General features: G+C 35.7%; 19 protein-coding genes, 3 pseudogenes and 1 other annotated feature. Of the genes and pseudogenes, 8 read left to right on the top strand and 14 right to left on the bottom strand.

Annotated features, from left to right (window positions below):
- Positions 1-68: 68 nt before the first annotated feature.
- Complete coding sequence (locus tag QF028_RS09650; RefSeq protein WP_410889478.1) at positions 69-1,184, bottom strand: mechanosensitive ion channel family protein; 1,116 nt, start codon at positions 1,182-1,184, stop codon at positions 69-71.
- 360 nt (positions 1,185-1,544) lie between these two features.
- Between QF028_RS09650 and QF028_RS09645 the strand changes: the two genes are divergently transcribed.
- Positions 1,545-2,330, top strand: coding sequence for a hypothetical protein (locus QF028_RS09645; RefSeq protein ID WP_429465019.1), 786 nt, complete (start codon positions 1,545-1,547; stop codon positions 2,328-2,330).
- Positions 2,331-2,541: 211 nt separating this feature from the next.
- On the opposite strand, the gene QF028_RS09640 is transcribed toward QF028_RS09645, so the two are convergent.
- Positions 2,542-2,868 carry a YciI family protein gene (locus QF028_RS09640; RefSeq protein WP_429465018.1) on the bottom strand — a complete coding sequence of 109 codons (327 nt, stop codon included), beginning with the start codon at positions 2,866-2,868 and terminating at the stop codon, positions 2,542-2,544.
- Positions 2,869-3,047: 179 nt separating this feature from the next.
- Positions 3,048-3,155: pseudogene (locus tag QF028_RS09635) on the bottom strand (TetR/AcrR family transcriptional regulator); the annotation flags it as partial.
- On the opposite strand from QF028_RS09635, the pseudogene QF028_RS09630 reads away from it, so the two are divergent.
- A pseudogene (locus tag QF028_RS09630) lies at positions 3,147-4,544 on the top strand (DHA2 family efflux MFS transporter permease subunit); the annotation flags it as partial. The pseudogenes QF028_RS09635 and QF028_RS09630 sit on opposite strands and share 9 nt — an antisense overlap.
- 447 nt (positions 4,545-4,991) lie before the next feature.
- Here QF028_RS09630 and QF028_RS09625 read toward each other — a convergent pair.
- A complete protein-coding gene (locus tag QF028_RS09625; RefSeq protein ID WP_429465017.1) occupies positions 4,992-5,432 on the bottom strand; it encodes a cell wall hydrolase in 441 nt (146 codons plus the stop codon).
- Between the two features lie 512 nt (positions 5,433-5,944).
- Between QF028_RS09625 and QF028_RS09620 the strand changes: the two genes are divergently transcribed.
- Complete coding sequence (locus tag QF028_RS09620; protein WP_429465016.1) at positions 5,945-7,126, top strand: PIG-L family deacetylase; 1,182 nt, start codon at positions 5,945-5,947, stop codon at positions 7,124-7,126.
- Between the two features lie 79 nt (positions 7,127-7,205).
- Here the strand turns inward: QF028_RS09620 and QF028_RS09615 are convergent.
- From QF028_RS09615 to QF028_RS09580, 8 genes and pseudogenes are all read right to left on the bottom strand, one after another.
- Positions 7,206-7,316: pseudogene (locus QF028_RS09615) on the bottom strand (DNA alkylation repair protein); the annotation flags it as partial.
- 756 nt (positions 7,317-8,072) lie between these two features.
- Positions 8,073-8,333: a CPCC family cysteine-rich protein gene (locus QF028_RS09610; RefSeq protein ID WP_429472249.1), complete on the bottom strand. Its 261-nt coding sequence runs from the start codon at positions 8,331-8,333 to the stop codon at positions 8,073-8,075.
- A 51-nt stretch (positions 8,334-8,384) separates the two neighbouring features.
- Positions 8,385-8,576 carry a hypothetical protein gene (locus QF028_RS09605; protein ID WP_429465015.1) on the bottom strand — a complete coding sequence of 64 codons (192 nt, stop codon included), beginning with the start codon at positions 8,574-8,576 and terminating at the stop codon, positions 8,385-8,387.
- Between the two features lie 201 nt (positions 8,577-8,777).
- Positions 8,778-9,335: a pyridoxamine 5'-phosphate oxidase family protein gene (locus tag QF028_RS09600; RefSeq protein WP_429465013.1), complete on the bottom strand. Its 558-nt coding sequence runs from the start codon at positions 9,333-9,335 to the stop codon at positions 8,778-8,780.
- A 53-nt stretch (positions 9,336-9,388) separates the two neighbouring features.
- Positions 9,389-9,604: a binding site (T-box leader), on the bottom strand.
- A 263-nt stretch (positions 9,605-9,867) separates the two neighbouring features.
- Positions 9,868-10,290, bottom strand: coding sequence for a hypothetical protein (locus tag QF028_RS09595; RefSeq protein WP_429465012.1), 423 nt, complete (start codon positions 10,288-10,290; stop codon positions 9,868-9,870).
- Between the two features lie 95 nt (positions 10,291-10,385).
- Positions 10,386-11,408: a DUF3231 family protein gene (locus tag QF028_RS09590; RefSeq protein ID WP_429465011.1), complete on the bottom strand. Its 1,023-nt coding sequence runs from the start codon at positions 11,406-11,408 to the stop codon at positions 10,386-10,388.
- Positions 11,409-11,704: 296 nt separating this feature from the next.
- The gene (locus QF028_RS09585) at positions 11,705-12,148 is read right to left on the bottom strand and encodes an OsmC family protein (RefSeq protein WP_215006481.1); all 444 of its coding nucleotides are present in this window, start codon (positions 12,146-12,148) and stop codon (positions 11,705-11,707) included.
- A 467-nt stretch (positions 12,149-12,615) separates the two neighbouring features.
- The gene (locus QF028_RS09580) at positions 12,616-12,747 is read right to left on the bottom strand and encodes a hypothetical protein (protein WP_256942356.1); all 132 of its coding nucleotides are present in this window, start codon (positions 12,745-12,747) and stop codon (positions 12,616-12,618) included.
- A gap of 525 nt (positions 12,748-13,272) precedes the next feature.
- Between QF028_RS09580 and QF028_RS09575 the strand changes: the two genes are divergently transcribed.
- Complete coding sequence (locus tag QF028_RS09575; protein WP_429465010.1) at positions 13,273-14,013, top strand: metal-binding protein ZinT; 741 nt, start codon at positions 13,273-13,275, stop codon at positions 14,011-14,013.
- Positions 14,014-14,516: 503 nt separating this feature from the next.
- On the opposite strand, the gene QF028_RS09570 is transcribed toward QF028_RS09575, so the two are convergent.
- Positions 14,517-14,999, bottom strand: coding sequence for a UPF0158 family protein (locus tag QF028_RS09570; RefSeq protein ID WP_429465009.1), 483 nt, complete (start codon positions 14,997-14,999; stop codon positions 14,517-14,519).
- Between QF028_RS09570 and QF028_RS09565 the strand changes: the two genes are divergently transcribed.
- Positions 14,993-15,163, top strand: a complete 171-nt coding sequence (locus QF028_RS09565) for a hypothetical protein (RefSeq protein WP_429465008.1) — start codon at positions 14,993-14,995, stop codon at positions 15,161-15,163. The genes QF028_RS09570 and QF028_RS09565 overlap by 7 nt on opposite strands.
- 118 nt (positions 15,164-15,281) lie before the next feature.
- Here the strand turns inward: QF028_RS09565 and QF028_RS09560 are convergent, their stop codons facing one another.
- Entirely contained in the window at positions 15,282-15,449 is a 168-nt protein-coding gene (locus QF028_RS09560; protein ID WP_429465007.1) for a hypothetical protein, read from the bottom strand.
- A 701-nt stretch (positions 15,450-16,150) separates the two neighbouring features.
- Between QF028_RS09560 and QF028_RS09555 the strand changes: the two genes are divergently transcribed.
- From QF028_RS09555 to QF028_RS09545, 3 genes are read left to right on the top strand one after another with little or no spacing between them, the layout of a single operon-like run.
- On the top strand, positions 16,151-17,734 hold the full coding sequence (locus tag QF028_RS09555; protein ID WP_429465006.1) for a spore germination protein: 1,584 nt from the start codon (positions 16,151-16,153) through the stop codon (positions 17,732-17,734).
- Positions 17,731-18,837, top strand: a complete 1,107-nt coding sequence (locus tag QF028_RS09550) for a GerAB/ArcD/ProY family transporter (RefSeq protein ID WP_429465005.1) — start codon at positions 17,731-17,733, stop codon at positions 18,835-18,837. Before QF028_RS09555 ends, QF028_RS09550 begins: the two co-directional genes overlap by 4 nt.
- Positions 18,830-20,032, top strand: coding sequence for a Ger(x)C family spore germination protein (locus QF028_RS09545; RefSeq protein WP_429465004.1), 1,203 nt, complete (start codon positions 18,830-18,832; stop codon positions 20,030-20,032). Before QF028_RS09550 ends, QF028_RS09545 begins: the two co-directional genes overlap by 8 nt.
- Positions 20,033-20,040 lie beyond the last annotated feature (8 nt).

Below are 20,040 nucleotides of genomic sequence, written 5' to 3'. Positions count from 1 at the left end.
TATATTTTTTTGTTTCGAGTTGGCAAAACGCAAAAACTTTGTTTTACTTTGGAACAACTAAACTAATTTCAATCATAAGAACCCATTGTTTGTAATAATTCATTTGATTGTGGAGTGACGTAAATGGTTCGGCTTGGAAAAGCAACTTCCACTCCCTCTTCCTCTAATATCCCCATGATTTCTAAATTGATTTCATGTTTAATTTTAACGTGTTCTGCCCAAACAGTAGAATTCGTGAAAAAATAGATAAGAATATCGAGACTACTCTCATTATAATGATCGAATGCGACCATAATCGTATCCGGATGGATCTCTTCATGAGTTCTCAACAACTGTTCAATCCGTTTAACGACTCTTTGAATTTGGTCTTTAGTGGTTTGATAGTTAAGTCCTAAGTGGAAAGAGATTCGTCTTTTCCCCATACGACTCCAATTGGTAATGGCTTCGTTTGCAAGTGTCGCATTTGGAACTGTAACCAGAGCTTGACTAAAAGTGCGAATTTTAGTACTTCTGAAATTAATATCTTCAACTATACCTTCCACGCTAGGTGTTAAAATCCAATCTCCAATGGAAAAAGGTTTTTCTGTTACAATCACGATTCCACCAATTAGATTTCCAACCGCTTCTTTTGCAGCTAAAGCAAATGCCAGTCCCCCTAACCCAAGGCCTGCCACCAATCCATTGACATCATAATCAAATTCCTGGCCAATAATGCTTATACTGATAGCAATAATGATGACACGAATCGTTCTTGATATAAACGGTAAAAGAATTAAATCAATCTTATTATTGATCTTTTGATTAACACTTATTAAGATCCCCGAAGTGGGAGATGACAAATTAAACAATCCCCAAGTAATTAAAACAATCACCATGGAACGTAAAAATTTTAAAAATAACGTATTATGTTGTTCTATAAAAGGGAAATAATCCATTGCTAAATACAAACCTACAATGATAAAGAACCATCCTAAAGGACGTTCAAACCCTAAACAAATTTTTGTGAAAAAATCAGTCGGTGTTTTTCTAGACAATTTTAAAATCAACTGAAACACATACTTTGTAAATAAGTTTCTAAAAAGTATAAATAAAACCAAAATACCAATAGAAATTCCTACATTTTTTAACATGTCATAGTCTATCCCCGCCATTGAAAAAGCCATGACAAATGAACCAAAAGACATTCTAATATACCTTCTCTCTTTTTACGATAATTTTTTAGCACCACAATTGATAGAAAACTTGATGTTACGTGGACAAATAAGACCCACGAACACCGGCTTTTGAAATTATTACATCCTCATATAATAACTTTTCAAACATGATATTTGAATACAACAAAAGTCTTAGATTATAGAAAATTCTTCTTCCCTGCATAAATCGTTACCACACTATCTTTTTGCTTGTCACCGCTTAATCAACTGAAAAGCAGATTCATATTTTCTTTGTTACCAATCGGGAAAATGATATAAAACATCTTGTTAAGAACAAATAAAACATACTCAAAACAGAATTGGGGACAGTAAAGATAGGAGATGAAAGATGTGAAATTAAAGATATTAACCTTAGCTTTACTTGTTGTATTTTCATTAGTTGCGCCGCAATTCATAATAGCTGAATCAATTAATAATAGCGGAGAATTTTTTCGTCATTTTGCCAGGGCATTGCATGACAGAGACGAATCAAAACTAAATTCTTTGATCGATCCTTCTGTTAAAATCCCTGAAATCAAAGAAAACACCCCAATCAGAGGTCTGGAAACCTTACCTTCCCCGCGTAAAAACACGTATGTCATAATTGGGAGTTTTAGAGATGATTCTTTTGATGATTGTATAGGGGGATGTCAAAGAATTGCCTTCATATGGGAAGTATCCATGAAAAGTGACAGGATCTCTAAAATTAAAGTCATATCAGATGAAGCCAATCCGTTTATGAACGAACTCATCCTGACAAAAGAATACAAAGAAAAATTTAATAAACAAATATATGGACCTGGCTATTTTCCCTTTAAGATTACACATGTGAGCGGAAAGATTTCTGGCAAGAAAATTACTTTATATTATAAGAATGTGAATACGCCCTGTGTAGTGAATATACACGCAGAGCCAACGGCAGGCGAATTGATTTTGCCGAAAGGGAACATGTATAAACCAATAACGCTTCACAAAGGCTACAAAGGTTTTATCGGGGAATTACCGGAGGGATATGAATTAATCTTGTTAAATGATAAAATCCAGTACAACGTAAAGTTGATCGGTGACAGTACCAATTATAAACCATCTAAACGTGATTTAATTAAGGTCGTAAATTCGATGTTTCCACCAAAATGACGACAGCACTATTTCTTGGAGGGATCCTACGATGAAAAGGGTTCTACTCTCGTATCGCCAGATAACTCACCTCGTAATCATTATATACGAACAAACGCTCTGTAAATACACAAAAATAAATAGGACCAATTTAGGTCCTAAATTTAACTCATTCAAGTAAAGTTCCCGTTAGTACAGCAAAACGAGGCTTACCCATTATAAAGGGATTATATTATTTCTTTATAATTGCTTTCATCGGATAAAATTCCGTTGTCATTATTCCTGCAACAACGGCTGGATCTTCTGAGATAAATTTTGGGACTTGTTCCTCATTCTCGACTTCAATAATTGCTAGTCCGTGTGGGGCTGAAGGATTAAGAACCGGTCCGAACACCAAAGCAATCCCCTGATTCTGCTTGTCCATCCAATATGAAATATGTTGTTGCATAATGCTCCGCTCATCTTCTGTCATATCCTGGTGAAACGTTGTTCTCGGCGGAGTGGATTTTAACATAAAGTGAATTTTTTCTGTATTATTGCTTGAGAAGTTATGCGACATTTAGATTCTCCTCCATCAATATAAAATTGTTTTTCATTATTAAGTAGACACTCAATGACATTATTCCATAAAGCCCTTTCGAATACAATGAACTACCTTTTGTGTTACTAAACTCCGTCTATATAGAAAGGAAAATGCATCTCTAGTTAATACTTGTTTATTAATGAATGATCTTAGAATCATTGCACTCTGTACATTAAATAAATTTGATCTGCGATATAATCTGAACTAAAATGAAGCCCCTTCTTTATCCACCACATGATGATGCCTACCAATGAGGCTGTTTTTTATCAACCTTAAATCAAACTTTGTTAAATGTTGCATTGAGTAGTTTCATGGATATATTTCATGTAACAGCTTCAACTGTACAATGGTTATCAACAGGTTTTATGCTCGTAAACGGTGTTTTAGTACCCATTACGGCGTTTTTAATGAAACGATTTACAACAAGGCAGCTATTTATTAGCTCGATGTTCTTTTTATTAATCGGGTCTGTACTTTGTGCATGTGCGATGAATTTTGGCATGCTGTTAACGGGAAGAATGATTCAAGCCATTGGTGCTGGAATTATTATACCTTTATTGATGACAGTTATTTTATATTTGTATCCTAGCGAAAAGCGTGGAAGTATTATGGGAACAATAGGCTTTGCAATGATTTTTGCACCAGCCATCGCTCCTACATTATCTGGTTTTATCATTGAATATGTATCATGGAGATGGCTATTTATTGGGTTAGCCCCATTTATATTAATCGTCATTGTTCTTGCGTTTAAATATTTAATGAATGTTGCAGAAACATCAAAAGCGAAATTAGACATCGCAAGTGTCATTTTATCATCGATTGGATTTGGATGTATTTTATTTGGATTTAGTAGTGCAGGAAGCAAGGGATGGGATTCTCCCATTGTTATTACAACAATTATCGTAGGAATAATCGTTACGACTCTATTCTGTTTACGTCAAATAAAATCCAACGATCCATTATTAAATTTATCCGTATTTAAGTATAGAATTTTCACTATTACATCGTTCATCAATATCCTAATTACGATGATTATGTATGCGGACTTAATCCTTTTACCCATTTACTTACAGGATGGAAGAGGTTTTTCAGCTTTTGAGGCAGGATTGCTTTTATTACCAGGAGCTGTGATAAATGCTTTCTTATCACCTGTCACAGGTAGAATGTATGATAAATACGGTGCTCGACCACTCTTTATTACAGGTTTATTATTTATTATTATTTCCATGTGGGGAGTAATTGATTTAACCGAATCCACAACCTTTATGTATTTAATGGTTCGGACCTGTATTTTACGAATAGGATTAAGCTTCATTACGATGCCTTTAAATACAGCAGGGTTGAATGCTTTACCAAGAGAATTGGGTTCACATGGTTCAGCGGTAAATAATACTGTTCGCCAATTAGCAGGTGCTATTGGAACAGCAGTTGTCATCACAGTGTATACAATTCAAGCAACTTCACATGCTTCACAGCTATCTATGGAAAATGAAAACATTTCAGCTAAGCAACTTGCGGAATTAACTTCTATCTTCGGCTCAAGTGATGCCTATGTATTCATGTTAGCTTTTTCTTTTGTGGCGTTAATAGTTTCATGCTTTATGCCTAAAAAAGCCGTAATACAAAAAAGCCAAAGTAAACCACATAACTGATTAAATTAACATTATTATTCATCGTATTTAAAATGAAAGCATATCTGAGACTTGTCGGATATGCTTTATTTTCAATACAGTTCTAAGCATTTCTTGTGAACCCAAACTGCACTTTTGTTGCTAGTTAAATAGAATGGCTTTTCTATAACTTTGTTAAAAATACACTTAAAGTAAACTGCTCTGTTAGTAAAAAAGCGTCTCCACTTAATGTAGAAAAAAAAGACCTTTGATCTATAAAATCAAAGGTCAAAGTTGAACTTAGTGGTCTATGCTAAGTCCATTTTAGGAGGTCTAAACTCAGAAGAATTTAAACTATTATTATTTTAACATAAAATGAATATTTATTCAATATTTTTAATAATTATACTTTAGCTATCTTACTAAAAGTTTTATTTTATTTTGTATAAATGTTCTAAATATGTAAAAAAGCTAACTCAAAGAGTAAGCTTAACCTCTATAAACACTATCACATGTTCCAGGTTTTGGTTCATAAAAACAATGTTCTTTAAATTGACCAGATTGAGGTTGACCGTACCATGTTGGAGGGCATGGAGCATGTGGATTAAAATACCAAAGAGCAAATTTCGCTGGGTGGTCTCTCCAATAATCCAAATTCTGTTTTGCTAATCTTCTTTCAGAAGTTCTTGATCTTTGATAAAATACATTCCCTTTTTGAACTGCTTCAAAGGAAAAATTTCCTCCTTGTACTTGAAAAATAACTTGGTTAATTGCTCTTAAACCTTTAAAGTCTAAACAATTTGCTACAAGACGATTCACAATTACATTTCCAACATATAACATTCTCTGATTTCCTTCACCTTCGGCTTCTGCTCTCATCATCCTTGCCATTTTGTCAACGTCTGAACTTCGGTAACTTACTCTTGGCATTTTTCCTCCAGTTAAATAATATTCAACTCATAGAAATATTAGTGTAATTTGCTCCTCGCCTTCTACTTTTTCCATCCCACTTAAAGCGGATCTCTGCTTTGCCATGAGACGCTGGACACACTTTAAACTCATTTAACCAAATTGAGCTTTACGCCTCGCTAAAGGTCATTAGCTATAAGTCAAGTTTTGGCGTTATCTTTTAACAAAACAACATTCGCCTACATAGGTTAATATTATCTTCGATTAATTTTATTGGTGTTCCGAATGTAGTAAAATTGGGATCGTTTTCAATTAACCATATCTATGTATCTACAAAGTACGTGGGTGCTAATTGATAGTTCAGGACTGACTTAAAGGTTCTCAACTTCCTCCTCATCAACTCTTTCGAACATTTGATTATTTCCAGGATATTTATCTACTCGGGAGTTTCCCAGTATTTCGAATTCAAAAACCCCTTGTCCCATCTTACTAGGCAATAATAGAGTCTATTATTAAGAAAGGAGGAACAAGCGTTGATAGAAAAAACATTCATGAATCTACCTGTTTACTGGCCTTATCTAAATCAGCCTTGTCCGTGCTATCTCTGTTACTATTATCTGTTTCCTAAACCATCAATGCACTTGTCTGGATCAATATTTCCAATACAAATAGCACCCTTCTTATCTGTTCAACCCGTACCTATACCATCTATTTGGAGTAACTTTTCCAAAACTATTTATGGTCTTCAACCAGGTAACTACGTGACTAACACCAAGCCTATTGATCTGCTGATTTTCGCCCCTCATCCCGACGACGAGACGCTAGGGACAGCGGGTGTGATCATGCGCTCAGTGGCGGCAGGAAAGCGGGTTCATGTTGTTATCTTTACGAATGGAGATGGTTACCCAAGGGCTGCCTCCCAGCTGCTCAAGAAGAACATTGACGAGCTCCGTCCCGAGGATTACTTCGAATTGGCGCGGGTGCGCCAGTTCGAAGTGTATGCTGCTACGGCGGAGTTGGGACTAAAGCCGTCGGATATTACCTTCCTGGGCTATCCCGATGCCGGACTGGATCGTGTCTATAAGTCCGAGGGCCCCGAGCCTTTCCAGCAACGCTTTACCCTGATGAGAAATACGTATAGCATGGTACACCCGGACTATCACTCGCTTGTTTATGGCATGCCTGCGCCTTATCTGAAGGAATTTGCCCTCTCCGATACAATCGACCTGATTAGGTGTCTGCAGCCAAAGGAAATCTACGTCACCGACGGTGCGGATGGGCACCCCGATCATCAGGCAGCTTACTTGTTTGTTCGTGACGCCGTGCAGGCGACTGGTTACAAAGGGCACGTGTATACCTATTTGATCCACAGCGGACCAGACTCCCAATGGCCATGGCCACGTGGGATTACCCCCAGATTGCCGTTTGAGTCACATGAGTATAAAGAAAAGCAAATTCCCAGCTTTGTAAAGTGGCCTCCGCCAGTGCGGGTGCCAATGACCGAAACTGAATCCATTCGAAAGTTGAAAGCGATTCGGGCTTATCGCTCGCAGCTTGCTACGGACAGGGAATATCTCGAATCGTTTATAAAGAATGAAGAAATTTTTTGGTGTATGGGTGGAGGTAATACTGAATTATATAAATCATATGTCTGGCGACAGTATGTTTCTAGTGACTCTGCTTATATGGATGAAGATGGTTATTTTGGATTTTAAGGCCGTATAGAAGATGTAATTATAACAGCAGGCAAGAGTGTTGGTCCAAACGAACCTTTAGGTAATCTAATAGGTGACCTGCGATCCATTTATCGGCAACAGCTTGCGCAATATCGATTTCAGCCAAAGTTACTGCAACCACAAAATCAGACAGCATATAAAAATACGCCGCATCCATCCAACGATCATGCTTTAACTTGATGTATAAGATCAAGAATAGCTTGCCATTCCAGAGATGTTTGATCAAATACATTTTCCCTGTGTACTCTTGGTACAATTAAACCTGAACCTAATAAGACTTCTTGAGGTTTTTGAACGAATAAACAATATTCATTACTGAGAACGACTCTTTGTTCTGTATCTGATCCAGGAAAGCACAAAGGTCATCCCATATTTTTTCTACCTCTTTTCAGCATTTCCATCTTCATAAATTCTCGAACCTAATGCCGTAATCCTGCCCGTTTATAAAAAAACCCGTTGCATAACAAGAAAAAGGATCGCCGCAGAAGTCCCCATCTTTAACTCTTGCACCCGTTAGCCATCAATGAAGCGCAAAATCGGCGCTTCACCACAAAGAATGAAAATATATTGAATCGGTCAATACTTGTTCTAAGGCTGGGAGAGGAAGGTCGATCAACTATGGTGCCTTAGAGCCCAACAGCTAGTCTGACTCCAACGACCACGGTGCACCACAACTGTCGCTCCCTTTCGGGAAGCACTCATGGTAGATTAATCCTAATTCTGATTGTTTGCACCAGCCTCCAATTTTCAAGCCTAGAAAGGAAGATTTCAGCGATAGCGAATGGTGAAGACGATCCTGAAAAACTAGCAAACTTCGCTCGTCGAACAATGAAACGAAAAAAGGAAGAACTTGAATTGGCACTTCAGGGCTATGTAAACCCGCACCAACGTTTAATGTTAAAAACGATTTTAACTCATAATCAACTTATAACGGTTTCCAATTAGGGTCCTTTATTTCGGACTTATTTGGAGGTCTTACATATTTCAAACTTCTTTCACCTTTAGCCCCAAATTTTATAAAATTTTGTTGTGCTACTCTAAAGGAAACATAATTGGCACCAGTTTCATCTGGGTATTTATATTGGTAGCCATCATTTTCCCAAAAAGAGATTTCACAAATGTCATAGGTATCAGGTGGTTCTTCATCTAAAGTTTTATAACCACACCAAGGACAAGTATATTTCACGCTTTCACCTCTATTCAAGAAAAGCACCCGTTGAAGAACTGTTCTTCTTTTTCATATATTATCGTATACAGAGCCAAAATCCTCTTTTGCTTGCTGTATAGCTTTTTTCCAATATTTTATGTCATTATGATGTTTTTTTAACTTTACTGTTTGTTTTGTGTACTTGGCTAACATCTTGTGGTAATTAAGTCTTTCTTCCATATTTCTAATAACTTTTTTACAATCTTCGTATGTCATTCCCATTGATAGTTTCTCCCTCCCTCGTAATAACTACATAAAGTGAGAGAGGTACATCTATCTCACTTCTTTAGCTATCCTGCCCCGATAGATTAAGTACAACATTTCACAATCATTCTTGTGGAAAAAGAAAAAAGGCGACCTCCTTCTTGAAGTATCGCCCCAGTTTGCTCAACAAGGAATATTACTATTTAAACGTTATTAAAGCTAGATAAACTTCTCCCCAATTGGTGTAACTATTCCATCCATACTAATAGAATTTTTCTTTTTACGATATTCTTTTAAGTCTTGTTCGCTTTTATTGGTAGCCCACTGTTGAAGAGTATCTCGTTCACCATTGTATGAATAAAATGGAACACTAAAACCACATGACGTTTTTACCATTTCAATCTTTGCATGAATTATTTGACGAGAACCAGGTAGGATGTCAAAGTGCTTAGCCATGTCATCCCATTCTGGTGAGTCTGGTAATACTACCTTACCTCTTCCGTATAGACGTAAAATCATCGGGGGACCTTCAAAAGCTAAGAACATAAATGTTATTCTACCGTTATCTATTAAATGGGCACTTGTTTCATTTCCACTACCAGTTAAATCTAAATAAGCGACCTCATTTGGTGAAAATATCCTTAGCACATCATGACCTTTAGGGGAAATGTTAACATGTCCGTCTGTTGATAGTGGTGCTGAACCAACGAAAAAAATCCGTTGTTTTCTTATAAATTCCTCATGTTTTGGAAGTATTGATGAATAAACTGTTCCCATAATATATTCCTCCTCGCCTCACTAATTATTTAAAATAAAAAGCCTACCATCTCATAAGAGACGATAGGCTTAACCTTCGTGGTACCACTCTTGTTGATTTGTTATTACAACAAATCCACTTTATAACTGATTACGGATGTCGACCGTTAAGACTTACATATCAGCCTAACCACTCGTGGGCGAGTTGGGGACTTTATTGACTGTCTTTCACCAGCCGACAGCTCTCTAAACAATAAACGTTCCTTAATACTCCCAGTCACTGTGTTTCAAGATTTTGTAATTTTCTTAATTTTATTATGTATTATTAAATTGGTCAACCATATTTTTCTATTTCTTGTTCAACTAAACTGCCCAGTTAGTAAAAAAAGAAAAGCTGCCAGAATGATATATCGCTCATAATCTTGAGGGTACATATCTGCTAATGTACGAAATACAAAATTACCATCACACTTACTTCCGTTCCAATATTCTTTATCATCTTTAAATTCAATCATATTTTACACATGCAAATAAGAGGGAGATCGCCCACCTTTTATTTAATCAATTTATTTATTATTAACCCGACAACTAATCCAGGTATCACAAATAGTATTGGAAGCCATACTAGTCCGAATAATACTCCAAATATCGTTAATTTTGATGAATATATACAACCAACAGTAACAAAATAAGCCGAAAAAACAAACGGAAGATAAGAATGCTTTTCTTTTCCACCACCTGCATCTTTAAACGCATCCCACATTGCAAAAAAATATAAACATGGATAAAACATTAACCATTGATAATCAGCTTGTTCAATCGCTTTTTTTATGTCTCCCTGAAAACTTGAAAGAATGATTGTGTTAAAATGACCTTGAACATTAATTAGAAATTCTAAAAACACAAATACAATACCTTTTATAGGTTTACCATTTAGAAATTGACCGAATCCGGGAAGTGCAATACTCCATAACAACGCTTCTTTACTGTTCCCAAATTGCTCTATTCCTTTTCTAAAATCTCTTTCGATCAGCTGTCATTTGGATGTTGTTCAAGCTTTCTAATTGTTTCTTAAGCCCTATCATACGCTTTTGGCGGTGATTCCAACCAACCTTTATGAATCAAGATATTCATACCATCATCGACAAATTCGCCAATGTTGATAAGAGTTCTTATATACAACATATCGATATCTCTTCTTGCAGTTACTGCCAGTGAGTTTCCAAATGCCCTTATCTTCATTGCAAACATATCCACTTTATGAAACAGCATTATTTTATCGGAAAATGGAGGATAGGTAGATGTTGTAACCAAATGGTCTAGGTACTCAGGTGATTGTATACGTTCAAGGTGAAGTTTTTCCTTATACTGTTTTACAGCTTTATCAGTCATGTCTATACCTCTTTTAAACAAAGCTCTTACCTTTTCATCTTGAATTATTTGATGAAAGCCCATTAATAATGCCATACTTGTTGTGTTATTCTCTACGTTATCCCAAAGATGAATGATTTCTAATGCCTGTAACGGTCGGACATCTCCAAAAAACCCATTTAAGTAACTTTGTTTTTCAATTTTATCAATTCCATCTGGTGTCGGAATGATAGGAGGTTTTGCAATAAATTTATTTTCCATTAAAACATTATTAATTTGCCCTAACAGGACAGTAGTACATTGATTACAATAAATAAAGAACTCTCTTACATCCTCCCTCATTAACAATGGAACTGCTACTGCGTAAAGGCTCAAACCTGCCTTTGCAGCATATTTTAAATAGTGAACATAAAATTCATCTGCGTATAAACGAGGGGCACCAAGATTGACATCATCTTTAGTAAATCCAATTGGATTAGGAAAATTTTCCCTTTTAAAAAATCCTTCTATCCTCTGCTTGAAATCCTTAGATAAGGATAAACCATTTTCTAATAGCATCCTAACATTTTCTTCTTCGCAATGTTGAAGAAAATAACTTAAAATTTGAATGGACATGCTGTTTCCCATATAGGTAGCCCAAAGTTTACCAATTTCAAAAGACGTAAAAGGTTGGGTCTCATCTGATAGTTTTGGATTTATATTTAGTGGTTTCATCACATTCATTGGATTTAATTCTTTATCCGTGGTCATAACTAATCTCCTTTTCCCTCATTTTCGCTTATGGTTTCCATTGGAAAATAATTTAATTCCAACTAATCTGACCTTTAACTTATAATTGTAATGAAAAAAGGACTGCCGAACAGCCCTTTTTCTTAAACAATTCTGCCCCGTTAGCTGCATAAGAAAAAGCCGCCAAGAATTTTTGGAGGCTGGATCTTCAACTCTTGCACCCGTTAGTGTAAGTACATTTATTCACAATCTCTTCCTCAGTTTTATTTTAAATTATTAAATATTTCACATTATATTATTTCAATTGTAGGTTTAACAATGACATCTACATTTCCGCGAAATGCGTTTGACACCATACAGCGGTCTTCTGCTAACTTGATAAATTTATGAACCTTATCCGCATTAACACCCGTTTCCTTTGAAAGTACGATATGAGGATGGTGAACAAGCCTTTCAAAGTGAACTCCATCTTTATCATCATAAAATGTTCCTGTTGAAGAAACCGTAAGCCTCTCAACTGGAATCCGTCCTTTATCTAAGATATAAGTAAGAGACATTAAAAAACAGGAACCTGCTGCTCCAATAAGCATTTCATCAGGATTCGTCCCTTCCCCAAGACCGTCCATAGATTTTGCTCTAGAAATTACCGTAGATAAATTCCCTACAGTAATTTGTCCTTTTCCTTTGTATCCACCATCCCAAGTTCCTTCAAAATGAAACGTATGCTCTCCCATTTATAGTCTTCCTTCTTTTACGAGTGTATAATTCATTTATAACATTATATAGATTTAATGGTAATTTAATACTGTAGGCCTAATAAACTTCAAGCGTTGTTGGTGATACGGTATTTTGAGGATGTAAAACTCGAAACCATTACTACTATCAAATTAAAAGAATACTTGGCAAAGTCAAGTGAAAATCTAAAGCCATCCAGCTTAGCTCACCGTATACGTTCCAGAAGAGTGAAACTACAAAAATTTATGCCCAATTAAGTGGTAGTCTTAGACAAGAATTGTATAGAAAATATTTTTAATCAGTGGCTCAAATATGTAAAAAAGCAACACCTTTAAAGAGTGTTGCTTCGTTTAACTCTTGCACCCGTTAGCTGAAGAAGAAAATCAACACATCTCTTATATCTATGTCATTTTTTCTGTCAACAACTACCCTTTCAAAACAACTTCTAAAGGAAGCTCTCTTTATATTAAAACCACAATCTTTTATGATAATCATATTCAGAGATATCGTAATTCTCTTCTCTTTCTTTTTTTGGGGTACACTCTTCACAAGGTTCTTCCGACTGGTTATGTTCACATTGTTCTAATAAAAGTTCCATTGTTTGTATCCCCTCTCCTATTTCTTACTATCTATATTAATGGAAGCGGTTACATTTGTCAGGTGCTTTTTATTGGAAAATAATAAATCGTGTTATTAGATTTGTGAGGAAATAAGAGTGAAACAATCATAAAATTTTTCTGTTTTTGAATCTGGTAATTTGGACAGTTCCGTCAATCTCTTTGATTCCCTCATAAGACTTCCATTCCAATCCCTTTAAATAGGCATTTCTAAACATAATATGAATTTACTTCAGTTATATTTAATTCTCCCTTTTTACTCTTCGATGACAAACTCCAGGAAACGACAACGAAAATAAGGTGCTCCCTTACTCGCTAACTTTGACGATAGGCAATTTGTTTAATTATATACTTTCCATTTTTATTAAATTACAAAATAGCACAAATCATAATCATTACGTTTTATATTGACGGAAAATTTAAAACATAGTATATTCATAAAGGTGTAAATAGTAATGGTTACGATTTTCGCTGAATTTTAAAAAGGAAAAGGAGAGATTTTATTTATGCAAAAGGAACTTATCAAATCAATACTTGTGTTTTTCTTATTAGGTTTAATCCTTACAGGCTGTCAAGAAAAAGTAGATACACCCGTCGAAAATGCTTCCTCTAATTCTGAACCTGCTTCTTCTGATTCCAATACTGAATCTGCAGACAGTACCAATCATAGCCATGATCATAACCATAGTGGCGATGATGAAAAACAAAAAGAAATATATTCAGGGATATTTGAAGATGACGAAGTTGAAGATAGAGAATTATCAGATTGGGAAGGAGATTGGCAATCAGTCTATCCATACTTATTAAATGGAACTTTAGATGAAGTCTTACAGAAAAAAGTAGAAACAAAGAAAGATAAAACCTTTGAAGAGTACAAAGAATATTATAAAGTTGGGTATGAAACAGACATTGAACGAATCGTGATAAAAGATAATACGATGACATTTTATAAAAATGGAGAAGGAAAAACAGGAGAATATAAGTATCATGGATACGAAATTTTGACTTATGAATCTGGAAATAGAGGCGTTCGTTATTTATTTGATTTAGTTGGAGAAGCAGATGGTGTCCCAAAACATGTTCAATTTAGTGATCATAGTATTTATCCAACAAAAGCGGAACATTACCATATTTATTTTGGAGATGAAGATCATGTCACTCTTTTAAGTGAATTAGACAATTGGCCAACTTATTATTTTTCTAATTTAAGTGGAAAAGAAATCGTAGAAGAAATGAATGCACATTAATTTTATAAAAATGGTTTTAAAGTGATAACCTTTTAGAATAGTTTTCAAAGAGTGAAAATTTTATTAAAAGACGAATAGCTATTATTTTTCACTTTTAGTTCGAGAGTATATATATATAGCTTTAGAAATAATCATATTTTATACTCTCGAATACTTATTTAACAGAAAATGATAACTTACAAATATCCCCGTTCCCCCGTTCTTAGAAGGATATACTTCATGAATATAGTTTCTTTTTTCCTTTGTTTAGCGGAAACTCAATTCTAGAAAAAGGTGCTCCCACGGAATAAAGCAGCTATACATTTCGCCACATATTTAATGCACTTCTACGTAGTTAGTTTGCTTAACCAGTAGGCAATGATAAATTTCTTGTTCCAATAACCTGCTTCGTTAGCTGAATAAGAAAAAAGATTTCCCGAAAAGACAACTCTGCTTTAACTCAAGCACCGTTAGTTGAACAACGAGCAACCCTTAAGAAATCGCTCTAGTTCTTAAACAGATTTTTATTCTATATATTTTACGTTATTTTCTTGACACCATTCTATGGCAATCTCTTTATATCGTTCATCACGAAATGAATACCATTGCTCTTCAATATCAAAATCGATGATTTTATCCTTAAATCTTCTAAAGGCACCCTTTCCCTTAATTGCCTTTAATAACGCATCTCGCTTGACTTGATCACTAATAGTTAGGCAATAATCTTCCATAATCTCATACTCATTAACTTCATCTTTTGTTGGTAGCTCTTTGTAATTCTCAAAGTTTTCAATTACATCAATAGCAACCTTTCTATCTTCCTGTTGCCAATCAGGTAAATGATCGAACGGTTCTTCCTCTTCAGCAGCTCTTAACTCTTCCGAAGTTACTAAAATAATTTCACCCGTTTCTATATTTAGAAATAGATCATTAAATTTTTCTGCATTTTCCACTGTAAAAAGGTTAAAGTAATATAAAATGAGGGAAAGAAGGAAAATCAATGACAAAAGTTAATAATCACAAGTTACAAAGAGGTTCAAACAAAACAGAAAATAATATGGATCACGTTCCCATTGTGGATAGTCTAAATAACGATAATGCATTTAGTGATAATGGTTTAGAAAACACCCTGCTATTAGAGAAATCTATTAAAAATGAGAAATCAAAATAGCTAAGTTAGAAAGTTTATTTCAAGTAGAAGGAAATTTCTTGTTCTTCATTGTCCTGATAATTCCCAAATCAGAAAGCAAATAAATACACACCAAGCACCCATAAAGGGTGCCTTTTTTCTATTGTTGTTCAATTACTGGTTCAATTTTTCTGGTTACTTTGTTATCTACACTAGCAAATTCCGTTCCGTATTTACCTGAAGATCCAGCTTGGTGCCGAGACGCTTCAGCTTGATTTGCACGTACTTCAGCATCTGTTGACCTACTATGCTTTTTGTTATCTACCATTAATATTCACCTCCAGAATATTAATGTAACCAAAAATTTCAAGTTTATATTAGTTATAAAAGCCACACATATTTTATGGAATTATTTCTCTAATGCAACTAAACTGCTCTTAAAAGCACTTCTTTCGTAAGCGTCAAATAATCCCCACTTTTAAGTATATGGGGATATAAATTATTATTTAGTTAACTTATTAAAGACTATGCAGGATCCAGCTCCTGTCACTAACGCCACTTTATCTTAAAGTCTCATTTTCATCACTCCTAAAATGTAGGTACGTTCCCACCCTTAATTAACTAGAAGTTAACGTAATTGTTAGTATATTCTTTCTTTCCTTCTTGACTCTTCAGTTACTGCTTTACAAGGGTATAAGTTTATGTTTTTTGGCAAAGATGTTTTTATAACAGATGGTATATAAATACGACCGTAAAAGTTAAACGTTAACTATTTATAGAAAGGTACTCTTCCTCGCTAACTTAAATTAAGAGAGTTCACCAAAGTTTATGAATATTTAAAGAAAACCCTTTTTGTTTTGTTAAAGAAAAGGGTCTACATTTCATAAAACATAAAGATTCTATTAAAGAATAATCTTTTTGAGTATTAAACCCTATCATTAATTTTTTAGAGAAAGGGCTTATTCATAAAATGAATGGAAGAAAAATTATAGCAGAAACATCCATTGAAGACGAAGGAAGGATAATAATTTGGATTCAAAACCCTTTTTTAAACTAAACAAGACCGGAAAACAATCTTTTCAGTCAATACAGGAAGAACAAGAAGATTTTTCTCTTCAATTGTTTTCCAATCTTGATGAAAATCTTTATAACATAAAAGCGATGTTAGATAAACCGAGTGATCTCATTACGAGGGAATTTACTATAGGGAATACCCATCATCGATGTGCCATCGTGTATCTGGATGGTTTAGCCGACAAAATGGTAATCAACGATCAAATCATAAAAAACATTCAAATTGAATCTGTAGTAAGTGAAAAAGAATTACCGGACAAGGCCGTTCATCTTGTCGATCAATTATATAACAAAGTCCTCTCCGTTGGTGAAGGAAAAAGAACCACATCATCAGATGAAATCTTATATTCTATACTTTCTGGGGACACCGTACTCTACGTAGATGGTACGGACCAAGCATTAACAATTGGTAGTAAAGGCTGGGAAAACCGAAGTATTGAAGAACCAATTACAGAGGCAGTGATTCGCGGGCCGAGAAACGGGTTCATTGAGAACCTGAGAACCAATACGATGCTGATTAGAAGATCTATTCGGGATCCGAATTTGCGTTTCAAATCGTACAAGATAGGAAGACGTTCAAAAAAAGACCTTGTTCTCGTCTATGTCGACGGAATCGTAAATCCGGATATTGTGAAAGAAGTCAATCAAAGATTGGCATCAATTGATATGGATGACGCCCTGGAAACAGGCTACATCGAGCAATGGATTGAAGATAACTTTCTATCACCGTTTCCACAAATAGACCATACAGAAAGACCGGATAAAGTTGTGGCGGCTGTTTTACAAGGGAAAGTGGCGATTTTGTTAGATGGAACACCTTTCGTTTTAATCGCACCCATGACTTTCGGAAATACGCTCCAGTCCCAGGAAGACTATTATGAACGATGGATTGTGGGGTCCTTAGTTCGTATATTGCGATATCTCGGAGCCTTTATTGCTGTTTTTTTACCCTCTTTATACATTGCGCTCGTTTCGTATCATCCTGGAATGATCCCGTCTAAATTAGCATTTTCCATTGCTGCGACCAGGGAGGGGGTTCCTTTTCCGGTTTTTATTGAAGCATTATTAATGGAAACGACCATGGAATTACTACGTGAAGCCGGGATCCGCTTGCCAAAACCGATTGGACAAACGATTGGAATTGTTGGGGGGCTGGTTATTGGTCAAGCTGCCGTCTCTGCAGGGATTGTGAGCCCGGTTATGGTCATAGTAGTCGCGGTTACAGCTGTTTCTTCTTTTTCTATGCCCGGTTATAGTACGGCACTTGCTTTTCGAATTATCCGTTTTGGTTTTATGGGGGCGGCGGCTCTTTTTGGATTGTATGGTATTATTCTGGCTTACATTGTAGTTAATATCCATTTGGTGAATTTAAAAAGTTTGGGTGTCCCCTATACAACTCCCTTTGCCCCAAGCTTTGGCCGCGACTGGAAAGACCTTGTTCTTCGTTTCCCGATCACTATGCTGACAAGACGCCCTAACTATCTGCAAACAGAAGATGAAAAACGAATGGGGATCAAGAAAGGAGGACACTCATCGTGAAGCCCTTTGAATATGGAGATGAGGAAATTGGAGAACTAGAAATTCTCTTCATGGTGGCTTCGTATACGATTGCGGTAGGGGTACTTTCCATTCCACGCACATTGGCAGGGACAACGAATTTCTTTGATGGCTGGATTTCTTTAGTGATAACGGGTATTTTAATCGTTTTCATTACATGGGTTAGCGTAAAACTCGCCTTACGTTTTCCGAACCAGACATTTTTTACGTATACCTCTGCGATTTGTTCAAAACCTGTAGCTGCACTGATCACCATATGCTTTGCTATTTATTATATGGTAAGTGCTGCCTATCAGACGAGATTTGTTGCAATTACTGCTAAACAATACTTATTGGCCCGGACACCAGTAGAAATCATTGCGTTACTGTTTCTACTTGTCATAGTTTATGCGGTTTCAGGTTCTCGGGTTGGTGTCATACGGTTAAATTTGTTGTTCTTTCCCATTATTCTTTTCATTGCTTTATTGGTATTGGTAATGAATATCCCCAATTTTGAACCTAAGAATCTATCTCCCTTGTTCACCACAAGCTGGGAGGGCTATTGGAAAGGCAGCAAAGAAAGTTTTTTTTCTCTTTTTGGTTCTGACATTCTTCTCTTTTATGTTGCATTTGTAAACAGACCGACAGGAGTGACAAAATATGCCATGATTGGTGCAGGTATTCCGTTAGTTCTATACCTACTTATATATATGATGGCCATTGGTGTTTTCACTGCAGAAACAACTGCCACGCTCATTTATCCCACGATTGAACTTGCTAAAGAAGCAGAGGTACCAGGAGGCTTTTTTGGGCGTATTGAATCGTTATTTTTTATGATTTGGATTATGACTATTTTTAATACGGCATCCTTATGCCTCGATGTAAGTTTAATGGCCTTCTGTTCCCTCTTTCAAAAAGTAAAAAAAAGAACATTTATTTTTCTGCTAACACCTTGTATTTACCTAATCGCCATGTTTCCCATAAATCTAATAGAGGTGACTGTATTAGGCAGGTACTTAAGTTACTCTATCTTCGGACTGGGAGTTTTGATTCCAACAGTTTTACTAATACTAGCGAAAGTCAGGGGAATCAAGGGAAATGAGTAGATTCAAGTTATGCATAACCCTAGGAGTATTTTCTGCTTTCCTTACCGGGTGTTGGGATCACGTGGAAATTGAAGATCGTGGCTTTATTATTGGAATAGCCATTGATTTAGCTGAGGAAACAGGTGAGAAGCTAGATGAATCAGAAGGAGAATATCGTTATAAAGGAACCTATCAATTCGTCGTTCCCTCTGGATTATCCCAGGGAGCCTCAGGCCAAGGCGGCCAAGGCGGCACTTCACAGAAGGCGTATAATAATTTGGTAATCGAGGATGAAACTATATCGGGGCAATCGCGCCATTTAGCAGAAGAAACGAGTCGAACACCATTCAATGAACATTTGCAATCCATTATCATATCAGAAAATGTCGCTAAAATACCAAAAGCATTAGGTAATGTCCTTGATTTTTTCCTGCGAGATAGTGAAACACGAAGAGGAATAAAAGTTATGATTGCAGAAGGGGAAGCAGGTCCTATATTGGGTATTCAACCAACACCTGAAAATCTTCCGGTCATGCATATTGATTCAATTGTTGAAAATTCATTTAAAAACGCAAGGATTCTTCCTGAAAAACGAATCGGTAGTATTCATGAACGTTTAATAGATAAAACAAGCTTTGTCGTTCCCAAAATAAAAAGGGATAATCAAAAGATTAACATAGCAGGGGCAGCCGTCTTTCATGGTCATAATAATCAAATGATCGGCTTTATTAACGGTGATATCACTGAAGGTTTAAATTTGATAACAGGTGACTATAAAGGGGGGATTTTGAAAACAAAAGTAGAGAATAAGCTAGTTGTTTATGAAATAAAAAGGGAAAAAAGCAGTGTGAAGGTCGAGGCAAAGAATAAGGAAAACATTCTGTTTCATATTAAAATTGAGGCAGAAGGACAAATTGGAGAGTCTTTTGGTTCTCTTGATTACATGAATCCTAAAATCCTATCTAAAGTGGAAACAGCCGTTGAAAAAGAAATTGAACGAAAAGTATCTAAAACAATTAAAACTTTTCAAGAAGATTTAAGAGTTGACGCTCTTGGGTTAGGTGGTTATCTTCAACGGGAAGATTATGACACATGGAAACGAATCAAACAAGACTGGGATGATGGGAAAAATTACTTTTCCACAAGCACCATTAAAGTTCAAGCAGACATCCTTGTCCAAACTCCTGGAGCAATAATTGAAAGTGAAAAACAATAGAAAGAGGC

It is taken from the genome of Neobacillus sp. B4I6 (genome assembly GCF_050434045.1).
Taxonomy (GTDB): domain Bacteria; phylum Bacillota; class Bacilli; order Bacillales; family Cytobacillaceae; genus Neobacillus.
Note: the sequence above shows the minus strand (reverse complement) of the source record. Positions and strands in the feature narration are given on the sequence as shown.